Origin of the sequence: Bradyrhizobium sp. 149, from assembly GCF_023073915.1 — a bacterium.
In the GTDB taxonomy this organism is placed as follows: domain Bacteria; phylum Pseudomonadota; class Alphaproteobacteria; order Rhizobiales; family Xanthobacteraceae; genus Bradyrhizobium.
Genome location: NZ_JADPKK010000022.1, coordinates 1039172 through 1056125, shown reverse-complemented (window position 1 = coordinate 1056125; position 16954 = coordinate 1039172). Strand labels below are relative to the sequence as shown.

General features: G+C 64.7%; 17 protein-coding genes. 4 read left to right on the top strand and 13 right to left on the bottom strand.

The annotated features are described in order from the left end of the window. Positions 1–2: 2 nt before the first annotated feature. Positions 3–371, top strand: a complete 369-nt coding sequence (locus IVA88_RS22665) for a response regulator (RefSeq protein WP_247500392.1) — start codon at positions 3–5, stop codon at positions 369–371. 37 nt (positions 372–408) lie between these two features. Here IVA88_RS22665 and IVA88_RS22660 read toward each other — a convergent pair whose 3' ends face one another. The 3 genes from IVA88_RS22660 to IVA88_RS22650 form a co-directional block, all read right to left on the bottom strand. Next, positions 409–1362 (bottom strand): hypothetical protein, encoded by a 954-nt coding sequence (locus tag IVA88_RS22660; RefSeq protein WP_247499378.1) that lies wholly within the window; start codon positions 1360–1362, stop codon positions 409–411. Positions 1363–1595: 233 nt separating this feature from the next. After that, entirely contained in the window at positions 1596–2603 is a 1008-nt protein-coding gene (locus IVA88_RS22655) for a Na+-dependent transporter (protein WP_247500391.1), read from the bottom strand. 14 nt (positions 2604–2617) lie between these two features. Then, positions 2618–3565: an alpha/beta hydrolase gene (locus tag IVA88_RS22650; protein ID WP_247499377.1), complete on the bottom strand. Its 948-nt coding sequence runs from the start codon at positions 3563–3565 to the stop codon at positions 2618–2620. Positions 3566–3806: 241 nt separating this feature from the next. On the opposite strand from IVA88_RS22650, the gene IVA88_RS22645 reads away from it, so the two are divergent. Beyond that, positions 3807–4814 (top strand): DUF2155 domain-containing protein, encoded by a 1008-nt coding sequence (locus tag IVA88_RS22645; protein WP_247499376.1) that lies wholly within the window; start codon positions 3807–3809, stop codon positions 4812–4814. Positions 4815–4851: 37 nt separating this feature from the next. Here IVA88_RS22645 and aat read toward each other — a convergent pair whose 3' ends face one another. From aat to IVA88_RS22595, 10 genes are all read right to left on the bottom strand, one after another. After that, positions 4852–5532, bottom strand: coding sequence for a leucyl/phenylalanyl-tRNA--protein transferase (gene aat / locus IVA88_RS22640; protein ID WP_247499375.1), 681 nt, complete (start codon positions 5530–5532; stop codon positions 4852–4854). A 50-nt stretch (positions 5533–5582) separates the two neighbouring features. Next, entirely contained in the window at positions 5583–6686 is a 1104-nt protein-coding gene (locus IVA88_RS22635; RefSeq protein WP_247499374.1) for a histidine kinase dimerization/phosphoacceptor domain -containing protein, read from the bottom strand. Next, a complete protein-coding gene (locus tag IVA88_RS22630; RefSeq protein ID WP_247499373.1) occupies positions 6683–7123 on the bottom strand; it encodes a response regulator in 441 nt (146 codons plus the stop codon). Before IVA88_RS22630 ends, IVA88_RS22635 begins: the two co-directional genes overlap by 4 nt. Continuing rightward, positions 7120–8637 (bottom strand): ATP-binding protein, encoded by a 1518-nt coding sequence (locus tag IVA88_RS22625; protein WP_247499372.1) that lies wholly within the window; start codon positions 8635–8637, stop codon positions 7120–7122. The genes IVA88_RS22630 and IVA88_RS22625 overlap by 4 nt, the downstream gene beginning before the upstream one ends. 106 nt (positions 8638–8743) lie before the next feature. Then, entirely contained in the window at positions 8744–10102 is a 1359-nt protein-coding gene (gene accC / locus IVA88_RS22620; RefSeq protein ID WP_247499371.1) for an acetyl-CoA carboxylase biotin carboxylase subunit, read from the bottom strand. A gap of 60 nt (positions 10103–10162) precedes the next feature. Continuing rightward, entirely contained in the window at positions 10163–10651 is a 489-nt protein-coding gene (accB, locus tag IVA88_RS22615; protein WP_247499370.1) for an acetyl-CoA carboxylase biotin carboxyl carrier protein, read from the bottom strand. A 37-nt stretch (positions 10652–10688) separates the two neighbouring features. Further along, positions 10689–11156 carry a type II 3-dehydroquinate dehydratase gene (aroQ, locus tag IVA88_RS22610; protein ID WP_247499369.1) on the bottom strand — a complete coding sequence of 156 codons (468 nt, stop codon included), beginning with the start codon at positions 11154–11156 and terminating at the stop codon, positions 10689–10691. Positions 11157–11383: 227 nt separating this feature from the next. After that, the gene (locus tag IVA88_RS22605; RefSeq protein ID WP_247499368.1) at positions 11384–12259 is read right to left on the bottom strand and encodes a DUF1236 domain-containing protein; all 876 of its coding nucleotides are present in this window, start codon (positions 12257–12259) and stop codon (positions 11384–11386) included. A gap of 234 nt (positions 12260–12493) precedes the next feature. After that, complete coding sequence (locus IVA88_RS22600) at positions 12494–13261, bottom strand: DsbA family protein (protein ID WP_247499367.1); 768 nt, start codon at positions 13259–13261, stop codon at positions 12494–12496. A 128-nt stretch (positions 13262–13389) separates the two neighbouring features. Continuing rightward, positions 13390–14793, bottom strand: a complete 1404-nt coding sequence (locus tag IVA88_RS22595; RefSeq protein ID WP_247499366.1) for a M48 family metalloprotease — start codon at positions 14791–14793, stop codon at positions 13390–13392. Between the two features lie 220 nt (positions 14794–15013). On the opposite strand from IVA88_RS22595, the gene IVA88_RS22590 reads away from it, so the two are divergent. Next, positions 15014–16201, top strand: coding sequence for an aminotransferase class I/II-fold pyridoxal phosphate-dependent enzyme (locus IVA88_RS22590; protein ID WP_247499365.1), 1188 nt, complete (start codon positions 15014–15016; stop codon positions 16199–16201). A 122-nt stretch (positions 16202–16323) separates the two neighbouring features. After that, on the top strand, positions 16324–16878 hold the full coding sequence (locus IVA88_RS22585; RefSeq protein ID WP_247500390.1) for a biotin transporter BioY: 555 nt from the start codon (positions 16324–16326) through the stop codon (positions 16876–16878). Positions 16879–16954: the final 76 nt, after the last annotated feature.

Sequence of the window (16954 nt, the reverse complement as noted above, 5' to 3'; positions counted from 1 at the left end):
TCATGGTTGTGGAAGATGATCCGCTTATTCAGACAATCGTAGAAGAGGCACTGGCCGAAGGTGGCTTCCAGCCGGAGCTTGCTTCATCCGGGGAAGAAGCGCTCACGCTTCTCCAGAGCGAAGAAACCAAATATCACGCCTTGATCACGGACGTGAACCTCACCGGCGCCGCCACCGGCTGGGACGTTGCCAGGCGCGCACGAGAACTCAATCCCCACATTCCCGTCGTCTACATGACCGGCGCCGCCGCTGATGAGTGGCCGTCACTCGGCGTTCCCAACACGATCCTTCTGCAAAAGCCCTTCGCGCCGGCACAGGTCGTGACGGCCATCTCACAACTCCTCAACCAAGTCCCGCCCGTGCACGAGTAGGCCGCATCAGGTGGCGGCACGTTCTTTCGCGTGTCAGCTACGGCTCAACGCCAGACCGCTTCGCTGCGGTGGTGTCGTCGCGGTCTCTTTTTTGCAGCTGCAAGAAAGCCGCCCAGGCTTCCCGATATTCGCGATCTGCAGGATCAATCGTAAGCAGCGCGCGACAAGCTTCCTTGATCTCGTCCGACGAAGGGCGCGTCGTGATGTCTCCGGACAATTCCGCTTGCTTGATGCGTTCTTCGACGTCTTTCGCCAAGGCAAGTGCTTCGGAAGGGGTCCGTGTTCTGGTCGGCTTCGTCAAAGGGTGACCCGGAGGGAAGGTGGGCCATGCGGCCGCAGGCTGATCCACTCGCAAGTCGCTCTCTTTGCCGCCATCGCGTTTCACCATCGGACTTGCTTGCTGCCCATTTGTTGAATCAGCCGGAACAGTGCGCGCGGCCAACTCGCGGATCTGTTGCTCCATTGTCCCGCTGGACGACGCTCCACCCCCCGAGGGCGCAAACGTTGTCAGGGCTGACGCAGCTGACGTATCGGCCTGTGGGGCGACCTTCTGCACGGTTTTGATGAGGGACGACACGCCAGGTGACAGAGTTGGCGTCTGCTGCGCGATCTTGTCCTCCTCGGCAGGGCAAGGTCGAAATCCTGACTGCTGGCGCGTGATCCGACCGCCATCGTCGATGCGGGCAAAGTCGACGGCCACAGCGTAAACGAAAGCTGCATCGATGAAATGGCCCGACCTATCCCTTGCTTGGACCCCGCCACAAACATATCGCGTCCCGTCTGCCAGGACTGAACGTAACGTGCCGAATTTGGCGGAGTCCGGATCGATCAGCGCATGTCGGACGGCTGCGCGAGCTTTGATGTGCTCTCCGGAGAAGGTGCTCATCAACGCATCCGGGCTGACCATGTCCGGCTGGTAGTACCAGCGATATTCGACAGCAAGGAATGCTGCGCCCATAGCCGTTGCGATCAGGAAAGCAGGTATGTTCATGTATCTGCTCCGGGCAATGGAACCCGGCATGGTTGTTATTGTTGGCGGAAACTATTTGCGGTATAGGCTCCTAACAACCCATTAATCGCGTGAGCTACTGAGCGTCATCTGCACGAGAAAGCGTGTTCAGTTTGTGTGTGAGTTCCGCCGCGAGTCCCAGGGGACACTCCGAGCAGGGGACCGCGCGTCCACTTCATCTCGAAAGCAGAGATCCCGGATTCACAAATACACGACTAGCTGGTGCTGTTCGCGGCCGCCGCGCCAGATGTGTTGGCGCGCGCCGTCAGCCGCCGCGCGATCGGCATCAGCATGTAGGGCGCCAAATGAATTGGAAACTGCGTCATCGCGAAATAGAGCCAGGTGGTGGGCGGCAGCGCGCCGGCGGTCGCTGCCAGCATCAATCCCAGATTGCGCTGTGACACCATCAGCCCGAGCGCCAGCGCGCGCTCATAGCCGATGCGGCGGAACAGCAGCGTGGTGATTGCGAGCAGCGTGAAATAGATCGCGAAGGACAGCAGCGCGAGGCCGATGGTGAAAACCGGCTGCGATACCAGATCGCTCGCGACATCGCCCATAATCGCGGTCGCGAAAATCAGCAGGATGATGATGTTGAAGCCGTCGATCGGAGGCCTGTGGCGCTGGATCGCGGCCGCGCCGAACACCCATCGGATCACGGTCGCGGCAAGCAGCGATGCCGCAAGAATACCGAGCAGCTTCAGTCCGAGCGCAAGCGGCGAGATGCTGAGCATGCCCTCGAGGAAGAGGCTTGCGAACAGCGACGCTGTGAAGGGCACGAGCGCGGTCGCGCTCACCAGCGTGATCAGCACAAGCGTGGCATCGAGACCCATCAGTGCGGCCAGCGCCGGTGAGGCCATCATCGGCGAGGCCATGCTCTGGAGCATCAGGGCCAGGGCAAGGCCGGGCGAGCGTGCGGTGAGTCCTGTGACATGCACGATCAGCCCGACGATCACAGGCACGCCGATCATGGTCCAGGCAGTCGCGGTCGCGACCAGCGCCGGCCGGCGCAAATGGCTGGTGATCGCGGCGAGGTCGACCCGCATGAAGGAGATGCAGAGCAGAACGAAGATCGCCTCCGTGACGTAGGGGCGGAGCAGAACGCCGAGCGGCGGGACCGCAGCGGCAATGAACACGACGGCGGCCACCGCGCGGGTGCCCTGGCCGCCGAGCCATGTCAGCCCGCGCAGGGGGAGGGCGGCAACGGTTTGAAAGGCGGATGACATGCGGGACGGCGGCGTCAGCCCAATCCCTTCAACCACGCGCCGATCTCGCTTACGGCAACATTGGCCTCTCGCAACAATTTGCCCATGGTGAGGAAGCCGTGGAACTGGCCGGGATAGTGCTTGTAAGTGACGGGTACACCGGCCTGCTTGAGGCGATCGGCATATTCGTCGCCTTCGTCGCGCAGCGGATCGGCGCCGGCGGTCAGCACATAGGCCGGCGGCAGGCCGGCAAGGTTTTCCGCGCGTGCCGGCGAGGCGCGCCAGTCGTCGATATCGGCGGCGCCGTTGAGATAATGGTCGCTAAACCAGCGGATCACCGAATGCGTCAGCAGCACGCTGGTCTCGGGCTCGCGGTGAGAGCCGTGCGTCATGGCGAAATCGACGGCGGGGTAGATCAGCAACTGCCCCGCGATCGCAGGACCGTCGCCGTCACGCGCGGCAAGCGCGACGACCGCGGCGAGATTGCCGCCGGCGCTGTCGCCGCCGATCGAAAGCCCGAAGGCGTCGATGCCGAGCTCGCGAGCGTTGGCGGCGACCCATTTGGTCGCGGCGATCGCGTCATCGGTGGCGGCGGGAAATTTGTGCTCGGGCGCGAGGCGGTAGTCGACCGAGATCACGAGCAGCGCGCCGGCGTCGGCGAGCTGGCGGCAGACGACGTCATGGGAGTCGAGATCGCCGATTACCCAGCCGCCGCCATGGAAGAACACCAGCGCGGGCGACAAGCCGTCATGCCGGCGCGGCTGTTTCGGAACGTAGAGGCGCGCCGGAATGGCGCCGTGCGGCGCCGGGATCGACAGCGGCGTGACGCGCGCGAGTTCCGGTGGCTCGGGATTGGTCGCAAAGCGCGCCTGCGCGTAATAGGCGCGCGCTTCCGGTGCAGTCAGGGTCTCGTAGGCGGGGCGGTCGGCCTCCTGGAAGGCCTTGTAGACGGCGGCGGCATCGGGATCGAGCACAACGGGCATGGGGCCACCTCCGGGTTTTAGTTATGGTTGAACGTCGTTTTCGGGGGCGATGGCCGCCTCGAACCCCTAGAAAGGGTGTTCGACTATCCCATCCGGGGGCCGATCTGGCCAGACCGGGCCGGGAAGGGCAGGGATGCCGCCCTTCCCCCGCCGTATTCGCCGTGTTAACCGGATGGCCTGCGAGCGGCGGTATCCCCTGTAGAATGCCAGCAAGCCCGATTCGCTGTTGAAGCCGCGCGAGATGTTTCGAACATTTACCCTGACAGGTCTTGCGGCGCTTCTGGCCGCCACCGCACTGACGGTTGCGACACCGGCGCAGGCGCAGATCGGCACGATCTTTTCCGATCCGCCGCCGCTGCGGCCGCCCGGCAACATTCCGCGCGGCCAGCCGCAGCCGCAGCCCCAGATCCCTGATGACGATGAGGAGGTGCCGGAGCTGCCGCCGCAGGGCCGTGTGCTGCCCTCGCGCCCAATGGCGCCGCCGCCGCCCGGCCGGCAGGGCAATGTGATGCCGGGGCCGGTCGAGACCCAACCGCTGGCGCCGCCGCCCGGTTCTAGCGTCGCTCCGCCAAACCAGCCGCCGTCCGCGGCGGTCGCTCCGCCGAATCCGCAGGGCACTCCGCAGCCGGGTGCGCCCGGTCAGCGCCAGCCGCAACAGAAGGGCGGCACTGTCCCGCAGACGCCGGCGAGCCTTCAGCCCGGTGACGAGGTCGTCACAGAGCCGCCGGCCCAGAAGATCGTGAACAAGAAGGCGACCTTCTCCGGCCTCGACAAGATCACCGGGCGCATCATCAATTTCGACGAGGAGATCGGCGAGACCGTGCAGTTCGGCGCGTTACGGGTCAAAACCAACGCCTGCTACACGCGGCCAGCGACGGAGGCCACCAACACCGACGCCTTCGTCGAGGTCGACGAGATCACCTTGCAGGGTGAGGTGAAGCGCATCTTCTCAGGCTGGATGTATGCGGCAAGTCCGGGCCTGCACGGCGTCGAGCACCCGATCTACGATATCTGGCTCACCGACTGCAAGGAGCCGCAGCAGACCATCGCGACCGCGGCACCGGATCCCGGCACCAGGCCGGCCGCGCCGCCGCCGCCCGCGCAGAAGAAGGCCGCGCCCAAGCAGGCCGTGCAGCAGCGTCCGCCGCAGCCATTGCCGCCGATCCAGCAGCAGCAACCGGCACCGCCGCCACCTCCGCCGCCCGAGCAGCGGCCGGGTCTGTTCGGTATCCCGGGGTTTGGCCGCTAGGCCAAATCCCCCCGGGTTCGGCCGGTAATATCCCTGATTATTGCCGTGAGGCGATGATCTCGAGCGCGCGTGCGCCCGGGATCGCTTCACCAGCAGAGAGCTTCAGGAAATCGCCGGGCTCGCCCGCGAGCGCCTTGTCGAGCAGCGCGGTGTAGCGCCGCCGCGAAATCTCGGCCGCGCCAAAACTCTTCAGGTGCTCGGTGACGTATTGGGTGTCGAGCAGCTCGAAGCCGCCATGGATGAGCCGCGCGACCAGATGCACCAGCGCGACCTTTGAGGCATCGCGCGCAGTGTGAAACATGCTCTCGCCGAAAAAGGCCCGCCCCAGGCTGACGCCGTAAAGCCCGCCGACGAGGTCCTCGCCCTGCCAAGCTTCGACGCTGTGGCAATGGCCGAGCTCGTGCAGGCCGCCATAGAGGTCGCGGATGCGCTTGTTGATCCAGGTGTCCTCGCGCCCCGCCTGCGGCGCGGCGCAGCCGGCGATCGTGGCCTTGAAGGCGGTATTGACGGTCACGCGGAATGAATCCGAACGCACGGTGCGCGCCAGCCGGGCGGCTACGCGAAATCCGTCGAGCGGGATGACCCCGCGCAACTCCGGCTCGACCCAGAACAGGGACGGATCGTCGGCGCTTTCGGCCATCGGAAAGATGCCGCAGGCATAGGCGCGCAGCAGCACGGCTGGCGTGATTTCAGACGGGGCAGAGTCGCGCGAAGTCATGGCTCGCCACAATAGCAGGATCGCAATGCGGTTGCGATGGGCGGTGCGGATCAGTTCGCTGCGGCAGCATTCGGCTTGCCCGCGGCAGCTGGCACACGGCGGAACCGCAACATGATGCGGGTTCCGGAATGGGTGGTGTCGCGCTCCACCGAAGCGTCGAGCTTGGCGGCCATGGCTGCGACGATGCGCTGGCCCATGCCGGTGGAGCGCGGATCCGCCTTGACGTTGTCGCCGACCCCGTCGTCGGTGATCGTCAGCAGGAGATCGTCGCCGTGTGAGGTCAGCTCGACATGGATCGGGCCGGCGCCGTCAGGATAGGCGTATTTCACCGCGTTCATCACCAGCTCGTTGACGATGATGCCGACGGCGACCGCACGGTCCGGATCGATCTCGATCGGTTCGGCCTTCAGCGTCAGACGCGACATCCGGTTGCCCTCGGCCGAGCGGCGGAGATCCTCGAGCAGCGAGTCCAGATACTGGTTCAGCACCACGCTCTTCAGATCCTGCGAGGTGTAGAGGCGGCGGTGCACCTGCGCGACCGCGGCGACGCGGCCCATCGCATTGGTCAACGCAGCTTTGACCTCGTCTTGCGCGGCGGAGCTTGCCTGCAGATGCAGCAGCGAGGCGATGATCTGGAGCGAGTTGCCGACGCGGTGGTTGACCTCGCGCAGCAGCAGCTCGCGTTCGGCAGCGAGCGCTGCGTAGCGGTCGCGCGAGGCATGGATCTCGGCTTCGGCTTCCTCGCGCGCCTTCTGCAATTCAGCTTGGCGCAGCGCGCCCTCAGCCGCGACGTGAAGCAGGGGGATGAAGTCGCCCTTGACGTCCTTGACGAGATAATCGGCCGCCCCCGCTTTCAGCGCCGTCACCGCAATGCTGGAATCCTGCGACGCCGTGACGAAGACCACCGGCGGTGCATCTGCGATCGCCATGATCTGCTCCAGCGTCTCCAGCCCGTCGAGACCGGGCATGTACTGGTCGAGCGCCACGACGTCGATGCCGCCGGTCCTCCCAGCGCGGCGGATCAGCTCGAGGCCTTCCTCGCCGCTCGCGGCGTGAACGACCTTGTAGCCGCGCCGTGTCAGGCCGCGGTCGACCAGGCGCGCCAGCGCCCCGTCATCGTCGATGTAGAGCAGTGTGGGCATGCGCTGGTTCATGGGGCGGCGGGCGGGACCTGGATGACCGAGAAGAACAAGCCGAGCTGCCGGATGGCATTGGCGAAACTCTCGTAGTTCACGGGCTTGGTGATGTAGACGTTGCAGCCGAGCTCGTAGCAGCGCTTGATTTCCTGGGAATCGTCGGTGGTGGTCAGCACCACCACGGGTGAGGCCTTCAGGTATTTGTTTTCCTTGATCTGCTTCAGGATGTCGATCCCGGTCATGTCGGGCAGGTTGAGATCGAGCAGGATCAGGAGCGCATTGCCCTTCTGCACCAGTCCGCTGCCGTCGGGCCCGAACAGGTGCTTCATCGCGTCGGTGCCATTGGCGAAGGAGATAATCTCGTTGTTGACGCCGGATCGGCGGATGTTCCGCTCGATCAGCCGCGCGTGTCCCTCGTCGTCCTCGATCATGATGATGCTGACCGGTTGAGTCATTGATCCACGTTCCGGTTGCTGGCGTTCCAGGTGATGGGCAACGTGATGGTGAAGGTACTGCCGTGATTCAGTTCCGATGATACCGACATGGTGCCGCCGAGGCGACGCACAAGTGCACGTACATGCGCAAGACCGATGCCCTGACCGGGCTTGTCCTGGGTTCCCGCGCGGCGAAACAGGTCGAATATCCGCTGGTGATCCTTCGGATCGATCCCGCGGCCGTTGTCGCTGATCTCGAAGATAGCGTAGCCAAGCTTGGTGCGCCCGCGGATTCTGATCTCGCCGGGGGCGCCGGGCTTGAGATATTTGATGGCGTTGTCGATCAGATTGGAGAAGATCTGCTCCAGCGCCAGGCGGTCGCTGACCAGATCCGGCAAGGGGGCAACGTGGATCTCAGCCTGCGCTTCGGCGGCCTGATGTGCCAGCGTTGACACGATCGCTTCGATCAGCTCGCGGGTGTCGATCTTTTCCGGCTGGAACGCGCGCCGACCCTCGCGGGTGAGATTGAGGATCGCCGAGATCAGGCGGTCCATCTTGGCGATCGACGATTTGATGAAGCCCAGCGCTTCGGAAAAATCCTCTGAAAGCTGCTTGTCGGGACCTTCGAGCGCGATTCCGCCGTCCGGCAGCGGCGGCCCGTCGGCCGGGACATGCGTGAGGCTGCCGATACGGCGGAAAATGTCGCCGCCGAGCTCTTCGAGTTCGCTGGTGAAGCCCATGATGTTGACGAGTGGCGAGCGCAGATCGTGGCTCACGATATAGGCAAAGCGCTGGATCTCGTTGTTGGCTTCGCGCAGATCGGCCGTGCGTTCGTCGACCACGGCCTCCAGATTGACATTGGCGTCACGCAGGCGCACCTCGGCGTCGTCACGGCCCTGCGCCGAGCGCCGCACCAGCCAGATCGAGATCAGCGCCAGCAGCACGACGAGGCCGGAGCCAATGCCGGTCATCGAGGCGGCGAGTGTCTGGCTGCGGTCCGAATTTACCGTTCGGAGCCGGAACAGCCGTTCTTCTTCCTGAATCATCTCCGTCGCGACTTTGGCGATCGCGGCCGTGGCGTCCGCGGAGGCGATCTCGCGGACCAGCGCTGCGGCCTTCTCCGGCTCACCCTGGCGAATGAAATCCATCTCCTGCACGAACTGGCCGAGCCGGGTCTCGATCGCCGTGCTCAGCTTCTCGATGCTTTGGCGTTGCGCCGGATTGTCGCCGATCAGGCGCGTGAGCCTGTCGAGAGCCGGGATGATGGCCGCCACGGCCATGTCGTGGTCAACCTTGAAATCCTCCCCTTGTGTCAGAAGATAGCCGCGGGCGGCGCTCTCGGCTCGCCGGATTTCCAGCAGGAGGGCGTTGATCTGGTTCTCGGCCTCAATGGTGTGAATCACCCATTTGCTGTCGTCTCTCGCCTTGTTGACGAGGTAGACGGAGCCGGCACTGATCACGGTCAGCACCACGAGCCCCGCTGCGAACAGCAGGATCTGCCAAAATCTACGCCGTCGCTGCGCCTCAGCGGTCACGACGGTCTCGCTCGATCAGGCTTGGCGGAATTCAAAACGCCCCCTCGGAACTGTCCCCATCGTCCCGAACGCGATTGGGGCCAAAGGGTTCCAACGGCAGGGACGATTACCTCGGGGCGGGTTCCGCCTTGCCCGCGAGATATTGTTCCAGCCAGTGGATGTGGTAGTCGCCGTTGATGATGTCGTCTTCGCGCACCAGCGCGCGGAACAGCGGCAGGGTGGTCTCGATGCCCTCGACCACCATCTCGTCCAGCGCCCGGCGCAGCCGCATCAAGCACTCGCCACGGGTCTTGCCGTGCACGATCAGCTTGCCGACGAGCGAGTCGTAATAAGGCGGGATCGTGTAGCCCTGATAGACCGCGGAATCGATCCGCACCCCGAGCCCCCCCGGCGGGTGATATTGCGTGATGCGGCCGGGCGACGGACGAAAGGTCTGCGGATTTTCGGCGTTGATGCGGCACTCGATCGCGTGGCCGATGACCTGGACCTCTTCCTGCCTCGCCGGCAGATCGCCGCCGGCGGCGATGCGGATCTGCTCCAGCACGAGGTCGATGTCGGTGATGCTCTCGGTGACGGGATGCTCGACCTGGATGCGGGTGTTCATCTCGATGAAGTAGAACTCGCCGTCCTCGAACAGGAATTCGATGGTGCCGACGCCGAGATATTTCATCTCGCGCATCGCCTTGGCGCAGGTCTCGCCGATCTTGGCGCGTGCAGCTGCGGTCAGCACCGGCGAGGGGCCTTCCTCCCAGACCTTCTGGTGGCGTCGTTGCAGCGAGCAGTCGCGTTCGCCAAGATGGATCGCGCCGCCGCGGCCGTCGCCGAGGATCTGGATCTCGATGTGGCGCGGCTTCTGGAGATATTTTTCGAGGTAGACGGAAGCATCGCCGAACGCGGACTTGGCCTCGTTGGCGGCCGTCGATAGCGCAACCTGAAGATCGGCCTCGCTCTCGGCCACCTTCATGCCGCGGCCGCCGCCGCCGGCAGCGGCCTTGACCAGCACGGGGAAGCCGATCTTTTTGGCGATCGCCATTGCGTCGTCGTTGGGGCCGACCCCTCCGTCGGAGCCGGGCACCACGGGAATGCCGAGCTTCTTGGCAGTCCTCTTGGCCTCGATCTTGTCGCCCATCAGGCGGATGTGCTCGGCCTTCGGGCCGATGAAATGCAGATTGTGCTCGGCGAGGATTTCCGCGAAGCGCGCGTTCTCCGACAGGAAACCGTAGCCGGGATGCACGGCGTCGGCGCCGGTGATCTCGCAGGCCGCGAGCAGCGCGGGCACGTTGAGATAGCTGTCCTTGGACGCCGGTGGCCCGATGCACACGCTCTCGTCCGACAGGCGCACATGCATGGCATCGGCGTCGGCGGTGGAGTGCACGGCGACGGTCGCGATCCCGAGCTCCTTGCAGGCCCTGAGGATGCGAAGGGCGATCTCGCCGCGATTGGCTATGAGGATCTTGTCGAACATGGTGTCCTTAAGGACTGACGCGCGGGAATTGGCGAGGGCGGTGATGGCCGCCCTCGTCCGTCACTCAATGATCACGAGCGGCTCGCCGTACTCGACCGGCTGGCCGTCCTCGACCAGGATCTGCGTCACCGTGCCAGCGCGCGTCGAGGGGATCTGGTTCATGGTCTTCATGGCTTCGATGATCAGCAGCGTCTGGCCGACCGAGACCTTGCTGCCGACCTCGATGAACGGCTTGGCGCCGGGCTCCGGCGCCCAATAGGCGGTGCCGACCATCGGCGAGGTCACCGCGCCGGGGTGCTTCGACAGGTCGGCGGCGGCTGGCACGGCGGCAGCTGCGGCAGCCTGGACAGCGGCGGGGGGGGCCGCCATCTGCATCGGCATGGTCGCGGCGACGCTGATGTTGCGGGCGACGCGCAGGCGCAGGCCGGCACGCTCGATCTCGATCTCGGTGAGGCTGGTCTCGTCAAGCAGCAAAGCGAGCTCGCGGACGAGGGCGGAATCCTCGCTGGAAAACTTTGCGGCTGCTTTGTCGTCTGGCTGGCGCGCCATGTTGTTTGATCCGAATGTTCTGTGTGAAGGGGGAGCGTCAGGCTTTGGGCTTGATGCCGAGCTTGGCGGCAAGGCCCTGGATGGCGAGGCGGTAGCCCTCGATGCCGAAACCGCAGAGCGAGGCGAAGGCTGCGCGCGCGGTATAGGAGTGGTGACGGAAATTCTCGCGGGCATGGATGTTGGTCACGTGCACTTCGACCGTCGGGATCTGCACCGCGAGCAGCGCGTCGTGCAGCGCGATCGACGTGTGCGAATAGCCGCCGGCATTGATGATGATGCCCTTCATCTTGCGGGCGTAGGCCTCGTGGATGAAGTCGATCAGCTCGCCCTCTCGATTGGACTGCCGGCAGTCGGCCTTGAGACCGAACGTCGCCGCGCTCTCCCGGCACAGCGCCTCGACGTCGGCCAGCGTCGCATGTCCGTATTTCTCGGGCTCGCGCGTCCCCAACATGTTGAGGTTCGGCCCGTTCAGGACAAGGATCGTGTCGGTTGCTGGTTCGGCCATTCCAATCCCGCAAGAGGTGCTTCGGCGTGGCGGGGGTTATAGGTAACAAAGTGGCGCAGGGGAAGCCTTGAAGGACCTCGGAGGCGGCTTCAGATACCTCATCCGGGGTGCAAAAACCTGTGCGGAAGCTGCGGAAATTGCTTGTTAACCAGTCCGAAGCATGGCTGCCGGCCTAACGCAAAGGGCGGGCATCGCTGCCCGCCCTCCGAGGTTACTGCCGGTTTGGCTTAGACGTCGAGAACGGCGACGATCTCATAGGTGTTGGGATCGACGATCACGATCTGCTGCTGCACCAGGACGTACTTGTAGCTCCGCCACTCCGGATAGATGGTGGCGACGCGGGACGGCAGGGCGTGAAACTCGATGCCCTCGCGCGGCACGCGGGTACCGACCGAGATCGAGAAGTTGACGTTGGTCACGGGCCGCACGCGCTCCTCGCGGATCACGGAGGTAATCTGCGTGCGCTGCTCGGTCGAAAGTTTCGCAGCCGCGCCGGCCTGGCCGACCGTGGTCGAGGTTGTACCCTGACCCTGGGCGTTCTGGTTGGTGCTGGTGCCGGTCTGGCCCTGCGCATTCTGGTTGGTGCTCGTGCCGGTGCCCTGACGGCTGTCGGCGTTGTTGGTCGAGGTGCCGCTCTTGCTGCCCTCAGCCTTCTGGTCCTTGTCCTTCTGGCCGGACTTGCTGGTGTCCTGGCTCATGCTCTTGGACTTGTCCTGCTGGGACTTGTCCTGCTGACCCTGCGCGCGTTCGTCGGTGCGCTGGCCCTTGGTGGCGCCGGCCTTGTCCTCAGCCGCGTTCTTGTTCATCGCTCCGCCGGAGTGCTCGTCCTTGGTCGCGCCGGAGGACTTGTCCTCGGCAGACGTGCCGGACTTCATGCTGCTGGAGCCGCCCGCCTGGCCAACGGTGCCCTTCTCGGCGCCGGAGGATTCGCGGCCCATCGAGCCGCCGCGGTCGGCACCGCCGCCGGAAGGCTGCGAATGCTGCATCTGCGCACCGCCGGCGCCGCCACCGCTCTCGCGGTTCGTGGTGCCCTGTGCGTTTGCCAGACCGGTGCCCGCGACGAGCGCGAGTGCGGCAACCGAGATCATAAAGCGGTTAGACATGGAATTCTCCTCACGTGTTTCTTTGCGTCATTGCCCGCGCCGACAACGAAAGGAGATTTGAGTTGTTCCGGAACATCGGGGGTTCCGCGGCATTTGTTTCCTAAACGCGAGATGAATGCGTACGTCGGATTCGCGCCACGTTCGCGATGAAAGCAGTGCAAACAAAAAAGGCCGGCTCATCAGCCGGCCTTGTCTCATCGTGTCGTTGTAAATGCCAGATCAGCAAGTCGCCTTTTAACAAGTCGCCTTGCCGCAGCGGGCGATGCCGATCTTTTCCTTGAGGCTTTCGACACCGACGGCGCCGACAACGATCTGCTTGCCGATCACGTAGCTCGGCGTGCCGTTCATGCCCATGGCTTCGGCGAGCTTGAAGTTCTCCTCGATGGTGCTGCGCACCTCGGCGCTGCCGATGTCCTTCTCGATCTTGGCGGTGTCGAGGCCGGCTTCCTTGGCCGCCTGAAGCGCGCGCGCCTTGTCGGCCGCGCCACGACCGCCGAGCAGCTTCTGATGGAAATCGAGATATTTCTTGCCGGAGGGATCCTGCATGCGCACGGCGACGGCGACCTGGGCTGCTTCGACCGAGCCCTGGCTCAGCACCGGAAACTCCTTCAGCACCACCTTCAGCTTCGGATCGGCCTTCATGAGGGTGAGCATGTCGTCCATCGCGCGCTTGCAGTAGCCGCAATTGTAGTCGAAGAACTCGACGAAGGTGACGTCGCCGTCCTTGTTGCCGAGCACGACCTGGCGCGGCGAGTTGAAGATCGCGTCGGAATTCTGCGCGATGCTGGCCTCGTGCTTCTGCGTCTCGGCCGTAGCCTGGCGCTTGGTGAGCTCGGTCATCGCTTCCTCGAGCACCTCGGGATGGGTGACGAGATAGTTCTTGATGATCGCCTCGATGTCGGTGCGCTGAGCATCGGAGAAGCTGTCGGCCGACGCGGGCGCGGCCGCGCCGAACATGGCGAGCGCAAACAGCGCGGGAGCAAGCAGGCGCAGCGAAGGCATAGGCAAATCCTCTTATCCAAAGCAGGTTTCGGAAAACGTCCCGGCGGACTTAGGCTCGTTGTCGTGACGTCGTGGCGCAAGGCGTCGTCTTGGTCGAGTTGGTCTTGATCACGTTAGTCTTGGTCGCGCTAGTTGCGCGGCGATTTTGACGCCACGATGTCATCGGCCTTGACCCACCCAGGCGTGCCGACGGCGAAACGGGTTTTCGCGCGCGTCGCAAGCTCGCGGGCGGTCTTGTTGTCGCCGCGCAGATAAGCGGCCTGTGCCGACGCCAGATCCGCCTCGGCATAGTCGCCCTTCCGGCCATAGGCCATCGCGAGCTGCATGTAGCCGAGCGCAGCCTCCGGTTCCCGTGCCACCGCGGCCCGGAGAATCCGAACGGCATCATCGGTGTAGGCCTTATTATCGGACCCAACCAGAGCCTGCCCAAGTAACATCTCGATGAGGGGCGCATTGTTCGAAAGTGCGACAGCCTTGCGCAGGGCAGGGATCGCCTCGGCCGGCTTGCCACCCTCCAGCAGGGCCTGGCCGCGCACCTCGTAAAAATACGCATTGTTGGGCTGGACCTGAATCAGCGCGTCGATCTGGGCGAGCGCGCTGCGCAAATCCCCGTGCAGATAGGTGCTGATGGCGCGGGCATAGCGCGCCGGCATGCTGTCGTTGGTCAGGGGATAGCGGCGGTACACCGTCTCCGGCCGCTCCATGAAGGCGGAGATCTTGGCGCGGACCATGTCATGGCGGAGCTGGAGCGCGGCATCGTCCTTCTTGTCCCAATAAGGGCTGGCGCTGGCGAACTCCTGGAGTGAAGCGACGCGCTCGGCGGGCATCGGGTGCGACTGCAGATAGGGATCGGCGCCGCGTGCAGCGAACAGGCTCTCGCTGGTGAAGCGCTTGAAAGTCTCGTACATGCCCTTCGGCGATTGCTGGGTCGCAGTCAGGAATTTCACGCCGGCGCGGTCGGCGTTCTCCTCCTGCTGGCGCTGGTAGGACAGCAGCGTACGACGGATCATCTCCTGCGGGCCGGCGATGGCGGCGGCTCCAGCATTGGCAAGGCCATTGTTGCCGGCGCTGCCGCTGCCGCGGGTGCTGCCCACGGCCATCGCGCCGGCGCCGAGCAGCATCGCGATGATCATCTGGGTCTGGGCGTTGGCAAGCTGTTCGCGCAGCTTGGACAAATGACCACCGGCCAGATGCCCGGTCTCGTGCGCGAGCACGCCGATGATCTGGTTCGGCGTCTCCGACTGCAGGATCGCGCCGTAGTTGACGAAGATGCGGCGTCCGTCCGCGACGAACGCGTTGAACGAGCCCTCGTTGACGATCACCATCTGGATGTTCTGCTTTTCCAGACCGGCGACGCGCAGGATCGGGCGCGTGTATTCGCGCAGCAACTGCTCGGTCTCGGTGTCGCGCAGGACCGGCGGCCCCTTGGCCTGCGCACGTGCGGCCGAGAACGGCGTCAGCGCGATCGCAGCCGCCGCCACGAGGGAGGTGAGGGCGGTGGCCTTCTTGCGCAATGCGATCGGGAGCAACATCAAGCGGTCTGGGTCAAACGGTCTTGGTCAAGCAGTTTTGGTCAAGCAGTTTCGTGATTGGTTTTGGCGATTGGCGGCGGCCCGGATACGCGATATGCCCTTTGAGCCATACCCCTCAAGAGCCGTGCCCCTTATGAGCCGTACAATGCGGCCAGTCTGGGGCGCAAGCACCCCGTTCCCGGGCCGGACGGACCGGTCCGCCAGCGAATAGCAGAAATCGATGCACGATGCGACATTGAGGAACCGGTTGGGGCAGTGGCTCGAGCCCTCCCACCGCAGCGATGTTCCCCCGTTCATGGTGATGGATGTCATGGCCGCGGCGGCTCGAATCGAGGCGGCCGGGGGCCATGTCATCCACATGGAGGTGGGCCAGCCCGCCGCCGGCGCGCCAAAGACCGCGATTGCGGCCGCCCATGCGGCGCTTGAGGCAGGGCGGATCGATTATACCTCCGCGCTCGGCATCCCCAGCCTGCGCGAGCGCATCGCGCGGCACTATCGCGATGCCTATGGCTGTGACGTCAGCCCCGAGCGGATCGTGGTGACCACCGGCTCCTCCGGCGGGTTCATTCTGGCTTTCCTGGCAATGTTCGAGCCGGGCGACCGCGTCGCCGTGACCGTGCCGGGTTATCCGCCCTACCGTCATATCCTGTCCGCGCTCGGCTGCGAGCCGGTGCTGATCGAGACCACCAACGAGACGCGCCATGCGCTGACCGGCGAGGCGCTGCTGGCCGCCCATCGCAAGGCGCCGCTGAAGGGCGTGCTGGTCGGTAGCCCCGCCAATCCGACCGGGACGATGATGTCCCGCGAGGCGCTCGCTGGGCTGATCGCGGCGGCGGAAGACGCGGGCATCCGTTTCATCTCGGACGAGATCTATCACGGACTCGACTACGCGTTTCCGGCGGTGACGGCGGCGGCGCTGTCGGACCACGCGCTCGTGATCAACTCGTTCTCGAAGTATTTCTGCATGACGGGGTGGCGCGTCGGCTGGATGGTCGTGCCCGAGATCCTGGTGCGGCCGATCGAACGGCTCCAGCAGAACCTGTCGATCTCGGTGCCGTCGCTGTCGCAGATCGCAGCCGAAGCCGCCTTCGACGGCGCGGCCGAGATGGAGGAGATCAAGCATGGCTATCAGGAAAACCGGCGCATCCTGATCGAGGGATTGCCCAAGGCCGGCCTGACCAGGTTCCTGCCGGCCGACGGCGCCTTCTATCTCTATGCGGACGTCTCGGACTTCACCGCCGACAGTTTCGAGTTCGCCAAGCAGATGCTGGAGCAGGCCCATGTCGCGGTCACGCCCGGCCTCGACTTCGATCCCGTCCATGGTCGTTCATTCATACGGCTTTCTTATGCGCGTTCGGCTGAGGAGATGCGGGAAGCAGTTGACCGGATCGCTGACTGGCTTAAATAGCCGCGAGTTTTCGACAGCCGTTCTTCGAAAACATCCGTTTCGAAAACAGCCCTGCGGAGTTCATCTTGCCCGACCGTTCCCTCCCGTCCGTCGCCACGCCGCATTCTCCTCTCGCCGCATTGATGTGGCCGATCCGGCCGGGTGAAACCGTCGGCGCCTTGCGCGCTGTCGTGCTGATTGCGCTCGGCACCGCTTTGATGGCGCTGTCAGCCAAGGTGAACCTGCCGCTGCCTTACGTGCCCATGACATTGCAGACGCTGGTGGTGTTGATGATTGGTGCCGCCTATGGCTGGCGGCTTGGCAGCGCAACCATGATCGCCTACCTCGCTGAGGGCGCGATGGGCCTGCCGGTGTTCGCCGGCCCGGTCGGTGGAATTGCACCGCTGGTCGGGTCGACCGCGGGCTATCTGTTCGGCTTCATTGGCGCCGCCTTCGTCACCGGCTGGCTCGCGGAGCGCGGCTGGGATCGCAGCGTGGTGCGGCTGTTTGCGGCCATGGCCGTCGGCCACATCCTCATTCTGGCCGCCGGCTTTGGCTGGCTGGCCTTCGGCCTCGGCCTGGGCGCCGCGAAGGCGTGGCAGGTCGGGCTGATGCCGTTCATTGCGGCGTCGCTGGTCAAGAACGCGCTGGGCGCGGCGTTGATGCCGGCGATACGCCGGGTCGTCGGTCGCGGGTAAAACGCGCAATAACGAGCAGTTCCAATTGACAGGGCCGGCCGAGTTGATCTTGGCTGGCCTGGCGTTTTGAGGGGGA

Excerpts from the sequence above, each read along its gene's own strand:
- IVA88_RS22665 (WP_247500392.1), top strand. The coding sequence starts at position 3 with ATGGTTGTGGAAGATGATCCGCTTATTCAGACAATCGTAGAAGAGGCA.
- IVA88_RS22660 (WP_247499378.1), bottom strand. The coding sequence starts at position 1,362 with ATGAACATACCTGCTTTCCTGATCGCAACGGCTATGGGCGCAGCATTC.
- IVA88_RS22655 (WP_247500391.1), bottom strand. The coding sequence starts at position 2,603 with ATGTCATCCGCCTTTCAAACCGTTGCCGCCCTCCCCCTGCGCGGGCTG.
- IVA88_RS22650 (WP_247499377.1), bottom strand. The coding sequence starts at position 3,565 with ATGCCCGTTGTGCTCGATCCCGATGCCGCCGCCGTCTACAAGGCCTTC.
- IVA88_RS22645 (WP_247499376.1), top strand. The coding sequence starts at position 3,807 with ATGTTTCGAACATTTACCCTGACAGGTCTTGCGGCGCTTCTGGCCGCC.
- aat (WP_247499375.1), bottom strand. The coding sequence starts at position 5,532 with ATGACTTCGCGCGACTCTGCCCCGTCTGAAATCACGCCAGCCGTGCTG.
- IVA88_RS22635 (WP_247499374.1), bottom strand. The coding sequence starts at position 6,686 with ATGAACCAGCGCATGCCCACACTGCTCTACATCGACGATGACGGGGCG.
- IVA88_RS22630 (WP_247499373.1), bottom strand. The coding sequence starts at position 7,123 with ATGACTCAACCGGTCAGCATCATCATGATCGAGGACGACGAGGGACAC.
- accC (WP_247499371.1), bottom strand. The coding sequence starts at position 10,102 with ATGTTCGACAAGATCCTCATAGCCAATCGCGGCGAGATCGCCCTTCGC.
- accB (WP_247499370.1), bottom strand. The coding sequence starts at position 10,651 with ATGGCGCGCCAGCCAGACGACAAAGCAGCCGCAAAGTTTTCCAGCGAG.
- aroQ (WP_247499369.1), bottom strand. The coding sequence starts at position 11,156 with ATGGCCGAACCAGCAACCGACACGATCCTTGTCCTGAACGGGCCGAAC.
- IVA88_RS22605 (WP_247499368.1), bottom strand. The coding sequence starts at position 12,259 with ATGTCTAACCGCTTTATGATCTCGGTTGCCGCACTCGCGCTCGTCGCG.
- IVA88_RS22600 (WP_247499367.1), bottom strand. The coding sequence starts at position 13,261 with ATGCCTTCGCTGCGCCTGCTTGCTCCCGCGCTGTTTGCGCTCGCCATG.
- IVA88_RS22595 (WP_247499366.1), bottom strand. The coding sequence starts at position 14,793 with ATGTTGCTCCCGATCGCATTGCGCAAGAAGGCCACCGCCCTCACCTCC.
- IVA88_RS22590 (WP_247499365.1), top strand. The coding sequence starts at position 15,014 with ATGCACGATGCGACATTGAGGAACCGGTTGGGGCAGTGGCTCGAGCCC.
- IVA88_RS22585 (WP_247500390.1), top strand. The coding sequence starts at position 16,324 with ATGTGGCCGATCCGGCCGGGTGAAACCGTCGGCGCCTTGCGCGCTGTC.